The sequence below is a fragment of the Leisingera thetidis genome, from assembly GCF_025857195.1.
GTDB lineage: Bacteria > Pseudomonadota > Alphaproteobacteria > Rhodobacterales > Rhodobacteraceae > Leisingera > Leisingera thetidis.
In genome coordinates this window covers 93,308-111,611 of the sequence record NZ_CP109788.1, presented here as the reverse complement: position 1 = coordinate 111,611, position 18,304 = coordinate 93,308, and the positions used below count along the sequence as shown (strand labels likewise).

Sequence of the window (18,304 nt, the reverse complement as noted above, 5' to 3'; positions counted from 1 at the left end):
GATGACCATCGAAAACGAAGGCGGCCCGCGCGGCCGCCGCCAAAGGGGACGCGGGCGCGGCGCGGAGGCCGCCCAAGCCCCCAAGCGCAATGTGAACTACCGCCAGCTGAAGAACCCGTTCCCGCTGATGGAAGTGTTTCCGGCCGATCAGATCGCGGACATGCATGAAACCGCGCTGAAGATGCTGCAGGAACTGGGCATGAAGGTGCTGCTGCCCGAGGCGCGCAGGATTTTTGCCGCAGGCGGCGCCCGCGTCGATGAAGACCGCGAAATGGTCTATATCGGCCGCGACATGGTGGAGGCGGCACTGGCCACGGCGCCGCGCGCGATCACCTGCCGGGCCGGAGCGCGGGACCGCGATATCACGCTGGAGCTGGGCAGCCTGGTGTTCCAGGCAGGCGCCGGCGCGCCCAATGCCACCGATCTGGAACGGGGCCGCCGCCCCGGCTCAGCCCGGGACTACCTGGAATACCTCAAGCTCACCCATCACTTTGATGTTTTCCACATGATCTCGCCCCAGGTGGAGCCTCAGGACGTGCCCGTGCACCTGCGCCACTATTTCACCACCGAGGCGCAGATGACGCTCACGGACAAATTCCCCTTCATCTACTCCCGCGGCACGCCGCAGGTGATGGACTGTTTCGAGATGATCCGCGATTTCCGCGGGCTTTCGGACGGTGAGTTCCAGGCCGAGCCGCGCTGCTACACTATCATCAACACCAACAGCCCGCGCACGCTGGACATTCCGATGGCGCAAGGTTTGATCGACTTTGCCCGCCACGGGCAAGTGTCGATTGTCACGCCGTTCACCCTGATGGGGGCGATGGCGCCGATTACGGTGGCGGGTGCCATCACCCTCAGCCATGCCGAAGTGCTGGCAGCCCTGACGCTTACCCAGCTGGCAAACCCCGGCGCGCCGGTGTGCTACGGCACTTTCACCTCCAACGTCGACATGAAGTCCGGCGCGCCTGCGTTCGGCACGCCTCCGCATTTCCAGGCCTCGCTGGCGGCGGGCCAGCTGGCGCGCTTTCTTGGCCTGCCCTGGCGCTCGGCTGCCGGGTCGGCCTCCAATACCAACGACGTGCAGGCGGCCAATGAAAACCAGATGGGCCTGTGGGGCTGCCTGATGGCCGGGGCCACCGTGGTGATCCATTCGGCGGGCTGGCTGGAGGGCGGGCTGTCGGTGTCTTTTGAGAAGCTGATCACCGATGCGGAAGTCCTGAACATGATTGCCGAGCTGTGCGCCGGCGCTCAGGCGGGCACGGAGGAAATCGGCTATGACACCGCGATCCGGGAGGTGGCGCCAGGCGGCCATTTCTTTGCCACCCCCCAGACCATGGCGCGCTATAGTACCGAATTCTATGAGCCGGTGGTGCATGACTACGCCAATTTCGGCACCTGGACAGAGCGCGGCGCGCTGGATGCCAACAGCCGGGCCACCCGGGTCTGGCAGGAGATCGTCGCGCGTGATACCCGGCCCCAAACCGATGAAACCCGCGTTGAGGCCCTGCAAGGCTTCATCGCCAAGCGCACCGCAGAAGGCGGCGCCCCGCCGGAGAGCTGAGATGGCCAGACGCGCGGCCCCGGTGCTGCACCGGGACAACCCGGACAAGGAACCGCTGAGCGGCCATGTGAAGGTCACGCCGGAGGACTGGCTGAACGTGGCCCGCGACCTCTTGATCAGCGACGGCGTGGCGGGGGTCAAGGTGCTGGCCATCGGCGAGCGGCTGAGGGTCTCGCGCTCCAGCTTCTACTGGTATTTCAAAAGCCGCAAGCACCTGCTGGAGGCGCTGCTGGACGATTGGGAGGCCCGCAACACCGCGCCGGTGCTCACCCATTGCAAATTGCCAGCTGACAATATTTCCTGGGCGGTCTGCAATTTCTTCCGCTGCTTTGTCGATCCGGACCTGTTCGACGCGTCCTTGGATTTTGCGGTCCGCGAATGGTCGCGGCGCGACGGCAAGGTGCGCAACCGGATCGACGCGGCGGATGCGCTGCGGCTCAGGGCGGTGACCGCGATGTTCGAGCGGCACGGCTATGACCCATACGAGGCCGACGCGCGGGCGCGGATCCTCTATTTCATGCAATGCGGCTACCACGCGCTGGAGGTGCGGGAGCCGATGCAGGCCCGCACCGCCCGGCTGGAAGGCTATCTGCTGGGCTTTACCGGGGTGGAACCGGATCCGGAGGCGGTGGCAGCGGCCCGGGCGTTTGCTGAAGGGAAGATGGGCCGCTGAAGGTCCGGCGCGTGCGGCGGCGGCGGGAGCGAGGGGCCGGCCCCTCGCGCTCCCCGGAGTATTTTTGACCAGAAAGAAGCAAATAGGCCGGGTCCAAAAAGGCCTGGCACGCCTATGGAAGACGGCGTGCCAGGCAGTCCGTTGCGCCTTTGCACACAGGCGCAGCGGGAGGAGACTCAGGTCTTGTTGTGGAAAATGAAGCCGATGAAGTTCAGCAATAGCTGCGCCGCCAGGATCTGGGTGCTCTCGGCCGGGTCATAGGCCGGGGCCACTTCCACCAGGTCGATCCCCACCACATCGCCGCGTTTGCTGAGCCCCTGCAGAATTTCCAGCACGTCGTAATACTGGAAGCCGCCGTGGCTGGGGGTGCCGGTGCCCGGCGCAATCGACGGGCAGAAGGCGTCGATGTCGATGGTCACGTAATAGCGCGCGCCCTCGGGAATGCGCTCCAGAACGCCTTGCGTGCCCAGCTTGCGCACCTGGCGCACCGACAGGATGTCGGAGCCGCGCTCGCGGGCGTCGATGTACCCCTCCTTGGCGGTGGAGGACACGTTGCGGATGCCCAGCTGGGTCATGCCGGAGACGTAATCCTTCTCGATTGCGCGGCGCATCGGGTTGCCGTGGCCGTCGGTGACACCGTGGCGCTCATCGACAAAGTCGAGATGCGCGTCGATCTGGATCACGTGGATCGGGCCGTTTTTGGCGCAATCCTCGGCATAGGCGTTGATGCAGGGGATATTGATGGAGTGGTCGCCGCCGATGGTCACCGGAATGGCGCCCGCGTCGAGGATCTTCTTCACGCCGTATTCGATGTTGGCGTGGCTTTCCTCGGTCTTGGTGTGGATGATGTCGGCATCGCCCAGATCGACGATCCGCACGTCCGCGCCCAGATAGGTGGCGTCATCCTCATGATCATAGGCGCCGGCGTGGCCGAAGCTGAACAGGGTGGAGGCCTCGCGCACCGCCCGCGGGCCGAACCGCGCGCCGGAGCGGAACTGGCAGCCGAAATCAAAGGGCGCGCCGAGGATGGCGACGTCGGCGTTGATATTGTCCCAATCCTCGACATAGGGCTTCTTGCCGAAGGTGGCGATGCCGACGAAGGGCAGGTTCAGGCGGCCGGATTCGTAACCGTGTGCAGACATGTTGATTCTCCGTTTTTCTTAACGATAGGCCAGTTCCGGCAGGAACAGGGCGATTTGCGGGAAGGCGACCAGCAGGCCAGTCACGGCCAGCAGGATGATCAGGAAGGGCGGCACCCCGCGCACCACTTCCACGAACGGGCGGCGGAACACCGCGATGGCGGTGAACAGGTTGCAGCCGAACGGCGGCGTTGCGGCGCCGATGGCGACCTGCAGGGTGATCAGCACACCGACCAGCACCGGGTCCAAACCGGCCGCTTTGATCATCGGCGCGAAGATCGGCACCAGAATCAGGATCACCACAATCGAGTCGACGAACATGCAGCCGAGGAAGAAGGCGAGGTTGACTGCCAGCAGCACCATCAGCGGTCCGGCCTCATCCAGCCCCAATGACGCGATGATCTGCTGCGGCACCTGGGCAAAGCTCAGCGTCCAGCTGAAGGCGGCACCCGCCGCAATCAGGATGAACACCACCGAGGTGATGGCGCCGGTCGACAGCGCAATGTCCCAGAGGTCGCGCAGTTTCACCGAGCGGAAGATCAGCACCTCCAGCACCGCGGCATAAAGCACGCAGATCGCCGCCGCCTCGGTCGGCGAGAACACCCCGCCGTAGATGCCGCCGACGATGATCGCCGGAAAGCCCATCGGCCACAGTGCCCGGCGCATGGCGGTGAACCGCTGGCCCCAGCCCTCGCGCGGCAGGACGGGGATGTCGTGGCGGTAGGCGTAGACCATGCAGTAGGCCGAGAACAGCACCACGATCAGCAGTCCCGGCACAATGCCCGCGATGAACAGCTGCGAGATCGAGGTGCCCGAGACCACGCCATAGATGATCATGCCGATGGAGGGCGGGATCAGATAGGCGAGGTCCGCCGCATTGACGATCAGGCCGATGGCAAAGCTGTCCTTGTAGCCGGATTTCAGCATCCGCGGCCGCATCGCGCCGCCGATTGCCACCACGGTGGCCTGGGTCGAGCCGCAGACCGCGCCGAACAGCGCGCAGGCCGAGGTGACGGAGATCGCCAGACCGCCTTTGATATGGCCCATGAAGCTCATCACCACGTCGATCAGCCGGTTGGCGGAATGGCCGCGGGTGATGATGTCGGCGGCCAGGATGAACATCGGCACCGCAATCAGCGCGGCGGGCTTCACGCCGCCGATCATCTGCTGCACCAGGATCTGCAGGCTCATGTCCGGGAAGTAGACGAGGAAGCCCAGAACTGCGGCCGAGATCAGCGGCATCTTCATCGGGAACCCTGCCAGCAAGAGCAGGACCATCACGGCAAGCATCAGTTCGGTCATGGTTTTTCCCCTGTCCCGGTGCCCGCGGCGCCGGCCTCTTCATAGCGCTGGATGGCGGCGGCGGTTTCCGGGTCCTCGTAGCTGTCCACCTCCAGGTAGGAGACATAGATCTCCGCCTCGGCGAAATTCAGGTTGCGCAGCGCGGTCAGCAGGTACTGAAAGGCGGTCAGCGCCAGCCCGAGCACCACCCAGACATAGGTGAGGTACAACGGCAGCTGCAGCGCCGGGGTGATGCGGCCGCGGCTGGCGACCTTCTGCACATATTCCAGCGCGTACCAGGCCAGGACCGCCATCATCACCGCGGTGGTGGCGGCAATCACCACCATCAGCCCCTTGCGCAGCTTCACCGGCAGCGCGTCATAGACCGCGGACATGCGGATGTGGATGCCCTTGCGGGTGGCATAGCCCAGCCCCATGAAGGTGACGATGACAATCAGGAACTCGTTCAGCTCCTCCGAGAAGTAGATCGACTGGTTGAACACGTAGCGGCCAAAGACATTGGCGATGGTGTTGGCCGCCATCAGGATGATCCCCCAGCCCAGGATCCAGACCTCGGCACGGCCGATGGCGCCGTCGATCTTGCCCAGAAACCCGAAGGGCGCGGAATTGGCGTGTTGCATGGTATCCTTCCTTGGTGGGACCCCGCGCTGGTCCGCGCGGGGCCGGACGCGGGATCAGTTGCCCGCCAGCTCCGCCTGCAGCGCATCCAGCAGCTCCTGGCCGCGGGCGCCTGCGGTCTCGACATAGGCGGCGGCAGTCCCGCCCGAGCGGGCACGGAAGGCATCACGCTCGTCCTCAGACAGCACCACCAGGCCGATGTCCGGCTTGGCATCCTTGATGCTGTCCAGACGCTGCTGGTTGAACTCGCTGACCACGCCGTCGATGTAGCCGGTCATTTCCGCCATGGTGCCGCGCAGCAGCTGCTGGCGTTCCGGGCTCAGGGTGGCGAACCAGTCGGACCCGGCGACAACGGTGGTCACCAGTTCCTGCTCGCCGGCCCAGATCAGATGGCTGGTGACCTCGTAGAACTTCATCTCCTCGATGGTCGGGATCGGGTTCACCTGGCCGTCCACCGCGCCCAGCTGCAGCGCGCCGAACACTTCGCCGAACGGCAGCGGCGTCGGGCTGGCGCCCATGTTCTTGTAGGTCTCCAGCAGGATCGGCGACACCATCACCCGCATCTTGAAGTTCTCGAAGTCCTCCGGCGTGCGGATCTCGCGGTTGGTGGTCCAGACCTGCGGGCCTTCGGAATACATCGTCATCACTTCCAGCCCGCGCTTCTGGAAGTCTGCGTTCAGCGGGCCATAGATGGTGTCCGAGCTGCTGAGGATTTTTGAAACCGCCGCCGGGTCCGAGGGCAGCAGGTAGGGCAGCAGGAACACCTGGCTCTCCGGCACGATGGTGCCGAGGTTGCCGATCGACACATTGGTCAGCTGGATGACGCCGTCGGCGGCCTGCTCCACCGTTTCGGTCGGGGTGCCGAGCGTGCCCATCGGATAGACGGTCACGGTCACATCGCCCTCGGTCGCCGCCTCGATGCGCTTTTTGAACTCCTGCGCATAGGCGTCCATGATCGAGCCCGGAATTTCCTCGATGGCAAATTTCCAGTCATCGGCAAAGACCGCGGCCGGCGCCAGGCTCAGCAGCGCCGCGGCAGCGGTTGTTTTCAGGGATCTCAGGTTAAGGGCCATGCGGGTCTCCTCCCAGTTGGCATGATTGACGCGGGTCGGGGGACACCTCAGCACGAACTTAAGCATGAAAAAATATCACACTGCTTATATTCACATAAGCAAAGTTCATGTAATGACTGCCACACCCTTCGGAGGACGGCCTCATGAAACTGCTGCGCAATACGCTGTTGGAAACCTTTGTCACCGTGGTGGACTGCGGCGGATTTTCCGATGCGCAATACGCCCTTGGCATCACCCAGTCCGCCATCAGCATCCGCATCCGCGACCTCGAAACCTCGCTCGGCTACCGGGTGTGCGAGCGCGGCCGCGGCGGCTTCCGCCTGACCGAGCGGGGCGAGATCGCCTATCAGAAGGCCCGCGGCATCCTGCGCAGCGCCCGCGATTTCGACGCCGAACTGCTGGAGCTGCGCGACGCGGTCACCGGCGACCTGCGGATCGGCGTGGTGGATGCGGTCAGCAGCCTGCCCGGCCTCAACCTGGCCCGGGCCCTGCAAACGTTCCTCGCCCGCCGCAACGAGGTGCGGCTGGAGATCGTCGTCGCCTCGCCCGCCGATCTGACCCAGCAGCTGATCACCGGCGCGCTGCACGTGGCCATTGCACCCTTCCGCAACCGGATTGCCGACCTCACCTATGAAGAGCTGTGCAGCGAAGAGCACCGGCTTTACTGCGGCAGGGGCCATCCGCTGTTCACCCTGCCGGAGACAGAGATCAGCCCGCAGGGAATTGCGTCCTATCCGCTCTGCCAGCGCTCCTATGACATGCTGGTCTCACCCGATCTTGGCGGCCCGGACCCGACAGCGGTGGTCGCCAACATGGAGGCGATGGCGATGCTGATCGAAACCGGGCAGTATCTTGGCCCGCTGCCGGTTCATTTCGCCGAAAGCTGGACCAGGACGGGCAGGTTCCGGGAACTCTGCCACCCTCGGCTGCGCTGGCAATCCGCCTTTTCGCTGGCCACCCGGCAAACCCAGGTTCAAAGACGCGCGGTGGAGCTGTTTATCCGGGATATGCGCGCCGCCTGCCAGCCCCCTGGATAAGGCCGGCTCCGCACCCGGATTGACGGATTTCCGACGGCCGGGATTGACAGCCCGGTCTGTATTTGTATTTTGCGGCGACCCAGGAAACTCCCAGGCATCACCCGCATTTTGCCAACAAAGTAGGGCCAGCCGGGGCGATCCGCCTGTCTGGCCAAGACCTGGGACACACTGAATGACACTCCAATCCGCTCCGGCAGCTGCCTGCCGGCCCGCGCTGCGCGCCCTGCTGTGCGGCACAGCGCTCGGCGCTTGTGCGTTTGCCGCCCTCCCGGCCGCCGCAGAAGACGGCGAAACCGTCGACCTCGCCCCGATCATCGTCCGCGACAAGCTGCAATATGCCGGTGCCGTGGACGGCTACCTGGCGCCGGCCACCGAAACCGGCGTCAAATCCGGCGTGCCGCTGAGCGAGGTGCCGCAGTCGGTCTCCGTCGTGACCTCCGCGGAACTCGAACGGCGCCACCCGGCGCAGGTCGAGGACGCGGTCAAGTTCACCCCCGGTATAAACCCCTCGACCTGGGGCACCGATGACCGGTTCGATCAGTTTTCGATCCGCGGCTTCGACATGGGCACCAGCGCGCTTTACCGCGACGGGCTGCCGAACAAGTCGCATAATTTCGCCAGCTTCAAGATCGACCCCTACATGCTGGACCGGATCGAAGTGCTGCGCGGCCCCGCGGGCGTGCTCTACGGCTCCAACGATGCCGGCGGCATGGTCAACCTGGTGACCAAGCGCCCCGGTTTCGGCAACGAAACCTCGGCCTATGCCGGCTACGGCAGTTTCGGCACCGCCGAGGCAGGCTTCGACGCCTCCCGCGTGCTGAACGCCGAAGGCACCCTGGCCGGGCGGCTGACCGTGCTGCTGCGCGATGGCGCGACCGAGGCGGACAACTCCCACAACGACCGCAAGCTGGCGGCCGGCAGCCTGACCTGGGCGCCCACCGACGACACCAGCCTGACCGTTTTGATGCATCTGCAGCAGGATGAGCGCACGCCGCTGCAATGGGTGCCGGAGGCGGGTGTCGAATACGATGCGGCCCTCGGCAGCCTGCCGGAGGACTTCCACACCCGGCAGTCGCCGTTCAATTCCTACAAGAGCGACAGCGGGTCGATCGGCTGGGAATTCTCGCACCGTTTCGGCAATGGCTTCACCTTCAACCAGAAGGCCCGCTATGCCCGCGAGAAAATCGACTACCGGCACCTGTATCTGGCCTCGACCGACTTCGCGACCGGCGACATGACCTATACTGCGCAGGCAAACAGCGAAGAGGCCTATAATCTCGGCTTCGACAACTACCTGGAGTGGAAAAGCGGCGGCAACAGCCTGATCGTCGGCGTCGACTACCAGCGCCGCAAGACGGAATACCGCCAGTACCTGGCCTATGGCGCCTATCCGGTCAGCTTCGCCGATCCGGTTTTCGATTTCAGCGTCGCCTATCCGCCGCTTTCGGAGCACAACAGCGAAGAATACACCGAAAAGGGCATCTACCTTCAGGACCACTTCAAATTCGCCAACGGCCTGTCCGTCACCGCAGGCCTGCGCCGCAGCTGGTTCGAGAATGAGATCGGCAACCTGCTGACCTCCACCCAGCAGTTCCAGAAGAACGCCGCAACCACCGGCATGCTGGGGCTGACCTACGAGATGGCCAACGGCCTGGCCCCCTACATCAGCTATACCGAGGGTTTCATTCAGAACTTCGGCAAGACCATCGCCGGTGCGCCGCTGGATCCGTCCGAAAGCAAGCAATGGGAAGCGGGCCTGCGCTACCTGCCCGATCACGGCAGCTACCTGCTGAGCGCCGCCATCTTCGACCTGCGCAAGACCAACGTCAAGGACTACGACCGCAACGACCCGACCTGGAGCAGCTTCACCCAGGCCGGAGAGATCCGCGCGCGCGGGCTGGAACTGGAGGCCCGCGGCCGCCTGAGCGGCAACCTGCAGGGCGTGTTCGGTTATACCTATCTGGATACCGAGATCACCAAATCGCTGGTCACCGGCCTGACCGGCAACGACAACGCCATGGCACCGCCGCACCAGCTGTCGCTGTGGCTGGATTACGATGCCTCGGATCTGGTGCCGGGTCTGAGTGTCGGCGGCGGGCTGCGCTACAACGACGCTGCCTTTGCCACCCAAAGCAACGCCAGGGTGACGCCGTCCTACACCCTGGCCGACCTGGCGCTGCGCTACGAATGGCAGGAGATGGAAGTGAACCTGCGGGTCTCCAACCTGTTCGACCGGGACTATGACAGCATCTGCTATGACGGCTATGGCTGCTCGCGGGGCGAGGGCCGCACGGTGTCCTTCACCATCGGCAAAACCTTCTGAAGCCGCGGGCGGGCGCAGCACGCCTGCGCCCCCTGCCCCGGCCGCGGCGGCTAGCCTGCCGCGGCGGCGCCGGTTTCCGGCATGTCCCGCTTGAGCAGGAACTGGTTCTTGAAATTCTTCAGGCCCAGCATGACATCGGCATTGGCGATATCATCGCTGGCGTGGATTTCCTGTTCCAGGAACTCTTTCAGCTCCTCGGCATCATCGCTGACCAGCTCGACTATCAGGTCGTAGCGGCCCGCCACCCACAGGATGAAGACCACCCGCGGATCCCCTTCCAGCCGTTCCGCCACCTGCCGCGGGGTGACCCCGGCGGCCACGTTCAGCCCGATCATCGCATCGGTGGTATATTCAGTGGCCACCGGATCCGACATCGCCACGATCCGCAGCATGTTGTTCTCGCGCAGCCCGCTGACCCGGTTGCGGATGGTGCCCTCGGAGACATCCAGCCGCTGGGCGATCTCGGAGAAGGCCATCCGCCCGTCCTGCTGCAGCAGCCGGATGATCTGCTGGTTCAGGTCATCCCCAGGGGACCGGATGCTTTGACTGGCCCGTTTCGCCCGCGAAGACACTTGATGCTTTGCTGTCATTTCCTGCTGCCCGATTGCTGTTTTCGCAGCCGAGATTAAGCGAAGGCGCCGGAATCCGCAAACCGGCGCCGCGTGTTTTTGCAGGAATTACTGTTCCAGGCAGGCGTTTTTCCCGGCATTTCACGGATTGGACCGGCGCGGCGCCACCGGGACCGCAGCCGGATCCGGCTGATTTTGCGATTCTCAGCGCGGCAGCGGCATTTTCATTCGAAATTCGCACCACCCTGCCGCTTTCTGACCAGCTTTCTCCTGATTCATATCGGAAAATCTCTCATCATAACGAATATCGCAAAAAACAGTTGCCAGATGATGCGATTTTCGTAAACATGATTTCCAACCCCTGCCAACGGCGCTGCTGCTGACACAGACCGGCCGGAGACAGGGACGGGTTCCATGCACGCGCCAGCACAACGGCGTGCTGCATGTGGCAGTGTCGAAGGGAGGAACAATGACAATTGCCGAGGAAAGAACACGGATCAGCGGCGGGCCGCAGCACGGCCTGACCGCGGATACCTACCGCAGCGAAACGGTCTGGCAGCAGGAATGCCGGACGGTGCTCGCCAAGAACTGGGTGTTCATCGGGTTTGCCCATCAGGTCGCCAATCCCGGCGATGCGCACCCTGTGACATGCGCAGGCCTGCCGCTGCTGACGGTGCGCGCCCAGGACGGCGGAATCCAGGTGTTCCACAACGTTTGCCTGCACCGCTGCATGACCCTGGTCGACAAACCCAAGAATGTCGGCAAGCTGATCCGCTGCCCCTATCACGCCTGGGCCTATGACCTGGAGGGGCGGCTGCGTGCAGCACCGCATTTTGCCGGCACCGGCAAACAGGAGTTTGACGGCTTCGACCTCAAACAGCACCGCCTGCAGCCGGTCCGCACCCATGTCTGGCACGACTGGATTTTCATCAATCTTGACGGCAATGCGCCGGACTTCGAGGCGTACGCCGCGCCGCTGATCAACCGGCTGGAAGGGATGGATTTCGCCAGGGTGGAGCCGATCGGCCTGCTCGATTTCGGCGAGATCAAGACCAACTGGAAGCTGATCATGGAGAACTTCATCGAGCCCTACCATGTCCAGTTCGTCCATGCCTCGACCACCGACCAGCCGCTGGAGGACCACTACACCATCACCGACGGCAACTGCATCGGCAGCGCCGTGGACCTGAAAAAGGAGACCGGCACCGCCGGCAGCCTCGGCGTCAGCTCGCGCTACCTGACGCTGTACCCCAACTTCATCCTGGGGCGCTACTTCCCCGACCAGCTGGGGGTTTACCTGAATGTGCCCACCGGCGCCGGCACGATGCAACAGTACCGTGCGCTCTACACCACCGCGGGCCAGCAGCTGAGCGCCGCGGAAATCGAAGGCCTCAAGACGCTGTGGTGGGACGTGCACAAGGAAGACCACGAGATGGTCGAGCGCATGTTCGAGGGCCGAAAATCCCCTGTCGCGGCCGGCGGCGGCCTGCTGTCGCCCGCCTGGGAGGACAGCGTGCGCGCTTTTCAGGACCTGATCGAACGCGACTTGGCAAGTGCCCCGGCAAGTGCCTGAACAAAAAGGAACAGACCCAATGAGCGACCCCGTTTCCAAGGGTTTCCGCCTGGCCCACACGATGATGCGGGTGATGGACATGGAGAAATCCCTGGAATTCTACTGCGGAATTCTGGGCATGGAGGTGCTGCGCCGCACCGATTACCCCGAAGGCAAATTCACCAACACCTTCATCGGCTACGGCCCGGAAGCGGAGTCTCCCACCCTGGAGCTCACCGCCAACTGGGATCAGGAAGAGCCTTATGACAAGGGCAACGGCTGGGGCCACATCTGCATCGAGACCCCGGATGTCTATGCCGCCTGCGAACAGCTGGCCGCCGCGGGCGTGAAGATCACCCGCCCGCCGGGGCCGATGAAGAACGGCACCCGCGTCATCGCCTTCTGCGAAGACCCGGACGGCTACAAAGTCGAACTGAACGAAAGCATCCTGAAACACCTTGCCAGCGAAGGGGCATAATCCATGGGCGATCAACCGCAGCTTTTCAAATTCGACCTGGTCCAGGAGCGCTATGACGCCATGGACGGCAGCGACACTTACATCAAGCCGATGGTCACCAGCGAATTCAGCAAATCCATGTGCGGCGGCATCAATGTTCTGAACAACATCAAGGTGCCGTGGGACCTGACCTGCGACGAGATCATCTATTGCCTTGAGGGCACCTTCCGGCTGGTCTGCGATGGCAAAAGCTATGTGTGCAACCGCGGCGACGTGCTGTTTGTGCCCAAGGACAACCACATCTCTTACGAAGCGGACGGCAAATGCGTGATCTTCTACGCCGCCTATCCGCACAACTGGAAACAACTGGCCGGGATCACCCAGGTTCCGGGCATCGACCCGTCGGATTTCGTCCCGGGCTGAGATACGCCGCTCCTGGCCACTGGGCACCCTCGTCCGAGCGCAATGCGACGTGCCGCGGACGGCGGGTTGCCCGTCTTTTCCGCCAGGCAATTGCTGAAAACGAAACCTAACCAACGCTGACCGGCCCGCCCGGCAGTGCCCGGCACCCGCGTGCCAATCAATGGGAGGAACAACCATGCTGAAAGCCAATCCCGAAACCAGAATCTATTACGAATCCTTCCAGGACGCGGTGGAGCGCAACCGCCCCCGCATCCCCGAGGTGCGCGAGCGGCTGGAAGCGGCCGGCGTCAAATACGTGATGGCCGCCTGGATCGACCTGCACGGCATCCCCAAGACCAAACCGGTGCCGATGAGCGATTTCGAACCGCTCTGCCTTGGCAAAGGCCCGCAGTTCGCGGTGCACTCGATCTCCTTTGTGCCCGAGCTCAGCCCTGCCGACAGCGACCAGGTGGTGGTGCCGGACCTGGATGCTGTCTATGTCTGCCCCTGGGACACCTCGATGGCGATCATCTTCTCGGATCTTTACTGGGAAGACGCGCCCTATAACGTCTGCTCGCGCCAGGCCCTGAAGCGGGCGATGAAAGAAGCCGCCGACGAGGGCTACACCGGCTATGCCGGGGTCGAGCCCGAATTCATCGTGATGAAATACGACGAAGCCGGCCAGCCGGTGAAGGCCTTCGACGACGATCCGGCAGAGGGTCTGCGCCCGCGCCGCCAGGCCTTCGGCTATGACGTGGAATACTCCATCGACTCGATGTCCTTCCTGAAGGACATGATCGACATCATCGAGGGCCTGGGCTGGAACCTGCACGACGTGGTGGCCGAAGGCGCCTATTCCCAGTTCGAGCTGGATTTCCACTATACCAACATGCTGGAAATGTCCGACCGGCTGGCGTTCCTGCGCATCACCCTGAAAGAGGTGGCCAAGAAGCACGGCCTGTTCGTGACCTTCATGCCGAAACCGACGGTGGGCGACTGGCGCTCCGGCGCGCATATCAACATGTCGATGCAGCATGACAGCCGCCCCGGCGAGAACATCTTCGAGACCGCGGACGGGGAATGGTCGGACGAAAGCCGCTGGGCCGTCGGCGGCCTGATGCAGCACGCCGAGGCGATCACCGCAATCACCTGCCCCACCGTGAACTCCTACAACGGACTGGTGCCGCGGGTGGGCGGTTTCGAGGGCGGCACCGTCACCTGGGCGCCGACCAACATCACCTACGGCTTCAACAACCGCTCCGCCCAGTTCCGGCTGCCGCAAAGCCGCCACTGCATCGAAAACCGCGCCTGCGACATGACGATGAATGTCTACCTGGCGATGGCCATGCACCTCAGCTGCGCGGTGATGGGGATCAAAAACAAGATCGACCCGGGCAAGCCCACCGACTTCGACCTCTACTCGAAAACCGAAGGTGAACTGGCCGAGCTTGGCATCCGCCGCCTGCCCCGCACCCTGTGGAGCGCAATCGAGGCGCTGCGCCATGACGAGATGGCCGAGCATGTGATGGGCCCGGTGATGCGCAAATCCTTCCTCGAATACAAGAACGACGAATGGGAACGCTATCACCAGTCGGTCACCGACTGGGAAGTGCGGGAATACCTGCGCCTCTACTAAAGCGCCCCAGCAAAGGACAGACCCATGACCCAGGCCCTTCGGACTTTACCGGCAGCGCGGACCAAGGCCGCGCGCCCGAAACTGCGGATCTTCGAATTCAAATCGGATATCCCGCCGTCCTGGCGCCTCACCCTCGGGATAGCGGTCTGGGTCATCTTCTTTGCCATCTGGCAGTGCGCCGCCTGGTCCGGCGTGATGCCCGCAATCCTGCTGCCAGGGCCCGGCGAGGTGCTGGCAGCGCTCTACACGCTGTTTGCCGAGAACGGCTTTCTCGGCGATGTGCTGCTCAGTGTCTGGCGGGTGATGTTCAGCTTTGCCCTGGCCTGCGCAATCGCGGTCCCGCTTGGCATCCTGATGGGCGCGTTCAAGGCGGTGGAGGCGTTTTTCTCCCCCTTCGTGTCCGCCTGGCGCTACCTGCCCGCCCCGTCCTTCATCCCCCTGCTGCTGATGTGGTTCGGGGCGGGTGATGCGCAGAAACTGGCGCTTTTGTTCATCGGCGTGATCTGGTTCCTGATCACCCTGATCGCCGACCACACCAAGGCGGTGCCGAAGGATCTGATCAACACCTCCGTCACCCTGGGCGGATCCCGCTGGCAGGTGCTGCGCAGCGTCGTGGTCCCGGCCGCGCTGCCCAATATCGTGATCGCCATGCGCCAGATGCTGGCGGTCAGCTGGACCTATCTGGTAATCGCCGAAATCACCGCGGCGGATGCCGGCATCGGCGCCATGATGATGCGCGCCAAACGCTTTTTGCATGTGGATCAGATCATGGCCGGCATCCTGGTGATCGGCCTGCTGGGGCTGATCTTCGACTACCTGCTGCGGGCGCTGCATGCCCGGGCATTCCAGTATCTCGACGACTATTCCTGAGGAGCCGGAGCAGACCGAACAGAACAGGCCAACCAAAACACACCGACGTCGCAAGGGAGGTATCGTGACGATGACCCAAAAACTGCTGAAATCAGCCAGCCGCTGCATTGCAGCCATCGCGCTGGCAGGCGCCGCCGCGCCCGTATGGGCCGCGGACAGCGTCAGGATCGCGGGCTTCACCTGGCCAGGCTACGGCTTCTGGCACATTGCCATCGAAAAGAACCTCGCCCCGGATCTGGACCTTGACTACCAGACCATCGAAGACCCCTATGAAAGCTTCAACCTGGTTGCTGCCGGTCAGCTCGACATCGTCTCCTCCACCGCTGAATTCACCCCGGTCGGGGTCGAACGCGGCCTGCCGGTCAAGCTGGTGGCCTTTGGCAACCTGTCCAATGGCACCGACAAGGTCGTCGCGGGCCCGGGCATCGAAACCGCCGCCGATCTGGCCGGCAAGGAAGTCGCCGTGCTCGAAGGCGGCCTGGCGCAGATCTATGTCGCCATGTGGCTGGAGCAGAACGGCGCCGCCTATGACTCCGTTGTCTACCGCAACATCATCGCTGACGATGCCTTTGCCGCGATGATCGGCGGCGGCGTGGCCGCCTCGGAGTTCTGGGAGCCTTACGGCTCCAACACCCTGAAGGCGCTGGAAGGGTCCAGCATCCTGACCCAATCGGACGAACCCTTCTGGCTGAAAAACGCCGTGGTCGCGGACGGCCACTATATGAGCGATGCGCTGATCAACGACCGCCGCGATGTCGCCCTGAAAACCATGAAGGCGATGTATGATGCCATCGCCTGGTGGAAGGAAAACCCGGCTGAGGGCAACGGGATCATCGCCAAGGGCATGGGGATGAGCCTCTCCGACGTCGAACTGGTTCTGGGCAGCGACGGCTCGTTCCTCGATGGCGGCCTTTACGTCTACGACTTCATCGAGGCTGCGCAGTTCTGCGGCTCGGCGCCGGGCAACCCGCCGTTCGAGCAGACCAATGGCCAGATGTCGGACCACTGGAACCTGGTCAGCGAATGGTGGGTCAAATTCGGCCTGATCCAGGAGGTCAAGGCGCCTGAAACCGGCGTCGAATGCAGCCTGCACAAGGAGCTTTACGACAGCGGCTACCGCGGCTGACCCACCTGACCAGAAAAGAGGGACGCATCATGCAATCCAGCACCATTCTATCCGTCCAGAATGTCTGCAAGACATTTCCCGCACGCGGCGGCGGGGTCGAGGCCTTGCGCGATGTGTCCTTCTCGGTGGCCCGCAACGAGCTCTGCGTGCTGCTGGGGCCTTCGGGCTGCGGCAAGTCCACGCTTTTGAACATCGTGGCGGGCCTCCATGCGCCCACCAGCGGCAGCCTCAGCCTGGAGGGCCGCCCGATCCACGGCCCGGCGCGCGAGCGCGGCATGGTGTTTCAAAGCTACACCTCCTTTCCCTGGCTGACGGTGCAGGAAAACGTCGAATACGGCATGAAGCTGAACGGCATCCCCAAGGCGGAACGCCGCGACCGCGCGCTGCATTACATCGATCTGGTGCATCTGGCAAAATTCCGCGATGCCTACCCCAAGACCCTGTCGGGCGGCATGAAGCAGCGGGTGGCCATCGCCCGCACCCTGGCCAACGCGCCGGAGATCCTGCTGATGGACGAACCGTACGGCGCGCTCGACGCGGAAACCCGCTGGCACATGCAGGAGATGCTGCTGGAGATCCTGCGCACGACGCAAACCACCATCCTGCTGGTCACCCATGACATCCAGGAGGCTATCTTCCTCGCCGACCGCATCGTGTTCCTGTCCGCCCACCCCGGACGCCTGAAAACCATCCTCGAGCTGGATTTCAAGAAAGGCAGGGAAATCCGCAGCAAGGAGGATCTGGTCGGACTAGACGGCTACCCGGAATGCGAGCGCGAGATCATGCAGCTGATGCGCGGCGAGGCCAGACCGCAGGAAGAAGACGCTTAGAACCGCGCCTCCGCCCTGCCAGCCAACAAGGCCGCAGGCCGGTAACACCGCAATTTCAAAGGGCTGAACGATGACAGACTATAAAATCCTGGACCTGGGGGATTTCCCGCTCATGTCGGGCGCGGTGCTGAAAGACGCCAGGCTTGCCTATCAGACCTATGGCACCCTCTCGCCCGCGCGCGACAATGTCATTGTCCTGCCCACGTTTTACACCGGCACCAATACGCGGAACGAGGGGTTCTTCGGCCCCGGCCGCGCCATCGATCCGGCGCGCCATTTCATAATCAGCCCCAACTTGTTCGGCAATGGCCGCTCCTCCTCGCCCTCAAACACACCCGCGCCGCAGGACGGCCCGCGCTTCCCGCTGGTGCAGATGTGGGACAACATCGCCGCCCAGCACCGGCTGATCCATGACCATTTGGGCATCGAGCAAATCGCCCTGGTTGCAGGCTGGTCCATGGCCGGCTGCCAGGCCTACCAATGGGCGGCGCAGTATCCGGACATGGTGCAGGCGATCCTGCCGTTCTGCGCCTCGGCCCGCACCTCGCCGCACAATTTCGTCTTCCTCGAAGGCGTCAAAGCCGCCCTCTGCGCCGACCAGACCTGGAACGGCGGCAACTACACCTCCCCGCCAGAGGCCGGACTCAAGGCCTTTGGCCGGGTCTACGCCGGCTGGGCCTTTTCCCAGACCTTCTACCGCGAGGGGCTTTACCGCCAGCTGGGGTTCGACACCATCGAAGACCTGCTGCAGGACTGGGAGCAGGACCACGTGCAGGGCTGGGATGCCAACAACCTTTTGGCCAAGCTTGCCACCTGGCAGGCCGGCGACATTTCGGCGGGGCCGCTGTACAATGGAAACTTCGAGGCCGCCCTGAACGCCATCAAGGCCCGCGCCATCCTGATGCCCTGCACCCAGGATCTTTACTTCCCGCCCGAAGACAACGGCATCGAGGCCCGCCACATGCCCAACGCCATTTTCCGCCCCTGCGACTCTGCCTGGGGCCATTGCGCGGCAAATCCGGGCAACGACCCCGGGTTCACCGCCCAGCTGGATGCCGGCATCCGGGAACTGCTGGAGGAATAGCGGGCCGCCCGGGCAGGAATGTCATCCCGCCGGGCTGCGCCTGCGGCCG

Annotated in this window: 18 protein-coding genes; 13 read left to right on the top strand and 5 right to left on the bottom strand. The window is 63.8% G+C overall.

The features are described from left to right. Position 1: 1 nt before the first annotated feature. Together OKQ63_RS21595 and OKQ63_RS21590 are read left to right on the top strand one after the other, a co-directional pair. On the top strand, positions 2-1,564 hold the full coding sequence (locus OKQ63_RS21595; protein WP_264214201.1) for a trimethylamine methyltransferase family protein: 1,563 nt from the start codon (positions 2-4) through the stop codon (positions 1,562-1,564). Between the two features lies 1 nt (position 1,565). Continuing rightward, on the top strand, positions 1,566-2,237 hold the full coding sequence (locus OKQ63_RS21590) for a TetR/AcrR family transcriptional regulator (RefSeq protein ID WP_264214200.1): 672 nt from the start codon (positions 1,566-1,568) through the stop codon (positions 2,235-2,237). A 176-nt stretch (positions 2,238-2,413) separates the two neighbouring features. Here OKQ63_RS21590 and speB read toward each other — a convergent pair whose 3' ends face one another. The 4 genes from speB to OKQ63_RS21570 are packed head-to-tail and all read right to left on the bottom strand — an operon-like array spanning position 2,414 to position 6,369. Beyond that, positions 2,414-3,379, bottom strand: coding sequence for an agmatinase (gene speB / locus OKQ63_RS21585; RefSeq protein ID WP_264214199.1), 966 nt, complete (start codon positions 3,377-3,379; stop codon positions 2,414-2,416). A gap of 18 nt (positions 3,380-3,397) precedes the next feature. After that, complete coding sequence (locus tag OKQ63_RS21580) at positions 3,398-4,678, bottom strand: TRAP transporter large permease (RefSeq protein ID WP_264214198.1); 1,281 nt, start codon at positions 4,676-4,678, stop codon at positions 3,398-3,400. After that, positions 4,675-5,298, bottom strand: a complete 624-nt coding sequence (locus OKQ63_RS21575; protein ID WP_264214197.1) for a TRAP transporter small permease — start codon at positions 5,296-5,298, stop codon at positions 4,675-4,677. The genes OKQ63_RS21580 and OKQ63_RS21575 overlap by 4 nt, the downstream gene beginning before the upstream one ends. Positions 5,299-5,352: 54 nt before the next feature. Then, positions 5,353-6,369, bottom strand: a complete 1,017-nt coding sequence (locus OKQ63_RS21570; RefSeq protein WP_264214196.1) for a TRAP transporter substrate-binding protein — start codon at positions 6,367-6,369, stop codon at positions 5,353-5,355. A 143-nt stretch (positions 6,370-6,512) separates the two neighbouring features. Here OKQ63_RS21570 and OKQ63_RS21565 point away from each other — a divergent pair, with 143 nt between their 5' ends. Next, positions 6,513-7,406, top strand: a complete 894-nt coding sequence (locus tag OKQ63_RS21565) for a LysR family transcriptional regulator (protein ID WP_264214195.1) — start codon at positions 6,513-6,515, stop codon at positions 7,404-7,406. A 172-nt stretch (positions 7,407-7,578) separates the two neighbouring features. Next, positions 7,579-9,729, top strand: coding sequence for a TonB-dependent siderophore receptor (locus OKQ63_RS21560; RefSeq protein ID WP_264214194.1), 2,151 nt, complete (start codon positions 7,579-7,581; stop codon positions 9,727-9,729). Between the two features lie 50 nt (positions 9,730-9,779). Here the strand turns inward: OKQ63_RS21560 and OKQ63_RS21555 are convergent, their stop codons facing one another. After that, positions 9,780-10,319, bottom strand: coding sequence for an Lrp/AsnC family transcriptional regulator (locus OKQ63_RS21555; protein ID WP_264214193.1), 540 nt, complete (start codon positions 10,317-10,319; stop codon positions 9,780-9,782). Here OKQ63_RS21555 and OKQ63_RS21550 point away from each other — a divergent pair. The 9 genes from OKQ63_RS21550 (at position 10,310) to OKQ63_RS21510 (ending at position 18,255) form a co-directional block, all read left to right on the top strand. Next, a complete protein-coding gene (locus OKQ63_RS21550; RefSeq protein WP_264214192.1) occupies positions 10,310-10,681 on the top strand; it encodes a hypothetical protein in 372 nt (123 codons plus the stop codon). The genes OKQ63_RS21555 and OKQ63_RS21550 overlap by 10 nt on opposite strands. 86 nt (positions 10,682-10,767) lie before the next feature. Continuing rightward, entirely contained in the window at positions 10,768-11,871 is a 1,104-nt protein-coding gene (locus OKQ63_RS21545) for an aromatic ring-hydroxylating oxygenase subunit alpha (protein WP_264214191.1), read from the top strand. A 19-nt stretch (positions 11,872-11,890) separates the two neighbouring features. Next, entirely contained in the window at positions 11,891-12,328 is a 438-nt protein-coding gene (gene gloA / locus OKQ63_RS21540; protein ID WP_264214190.1) for a lactoylglutathione lyase, read from the top strand. 3 nt (positions 12,329-12,331) lie between these two features. Further along, positions 12,332-12,730: a cupin domain-containing protein gene (locus tag OKQ63_RS21535; RefSeq protein WP_264214189.1), complete on the top strand. Its 399-nt coding sequence runs from the start codon at positions 12,332-12,334 to the stop codon at positions 12,728-12,730. 175 nt (positions 12,731-12,905) lie between these two features. Next, entirely contained in the window at positions 12,906-14,345 is a 1,440-nt protein-coding gene (locus tag OKQ63_RS21530) for a glutamine synthetase family protein (protein WP_264214188.1), read from the top strand. A 24-nt stretch (positions 14,346-14,369) separates the two neighbouring features. Beyond that, the gene (locus OKQ63_RS21525; protein WP_264214187.1) at positions 14,370-15,215 is read left to right on the top strand and encodes an ABC transporter permease; all 846 of its coding nucleotides are present in this window, start codon (positions 14,370-14,372) and stop codon (positions 15,213-15,215) included. A 70-nt stretch (positions 15,216-15,285) separates the two neighbouring features. After that, positions 15,286-16,341, top strand: a complete 1,056-nt coding sequence (locus OKQ63_RS21520) for an ABC transporter substrate-binding protein (RefSeq protein WP_264214264.1) — start codon at positions 15,286-15,288, stop codon at positions 16,339-16,341. 29 nt (positions 16,342-16,370) lie between these two features. Further along, positions 16,371-17,171 carry an ABC transporter ATP-binding protein gene (locus OKQ63_RS21515; RefSeq protein WP_264214186.1) on the top strand — a complete coding sequence of 267 codons (801 nt, stop codon included), beginning with the start codon at positions 16,371-16,373 and terminating at the stop codon, positions 17,169-17,171. Between the two features lie 70 nt (positions 17,172-17,241). Continuing rightward, on the top strand, positions 17,242-18,255 hold the full coding sequence (locus OKQ63_RS21510) for an alpha/beta fold hydrolase (protein ID WP_264214185.1): 1,014 nt from the start codon (positions 17,242-17,244) through the stop codon (positions 18,253-18,255). The last annotated feature ends 49 nt before the right edge of the window (positions 18,256-18,304 follow it).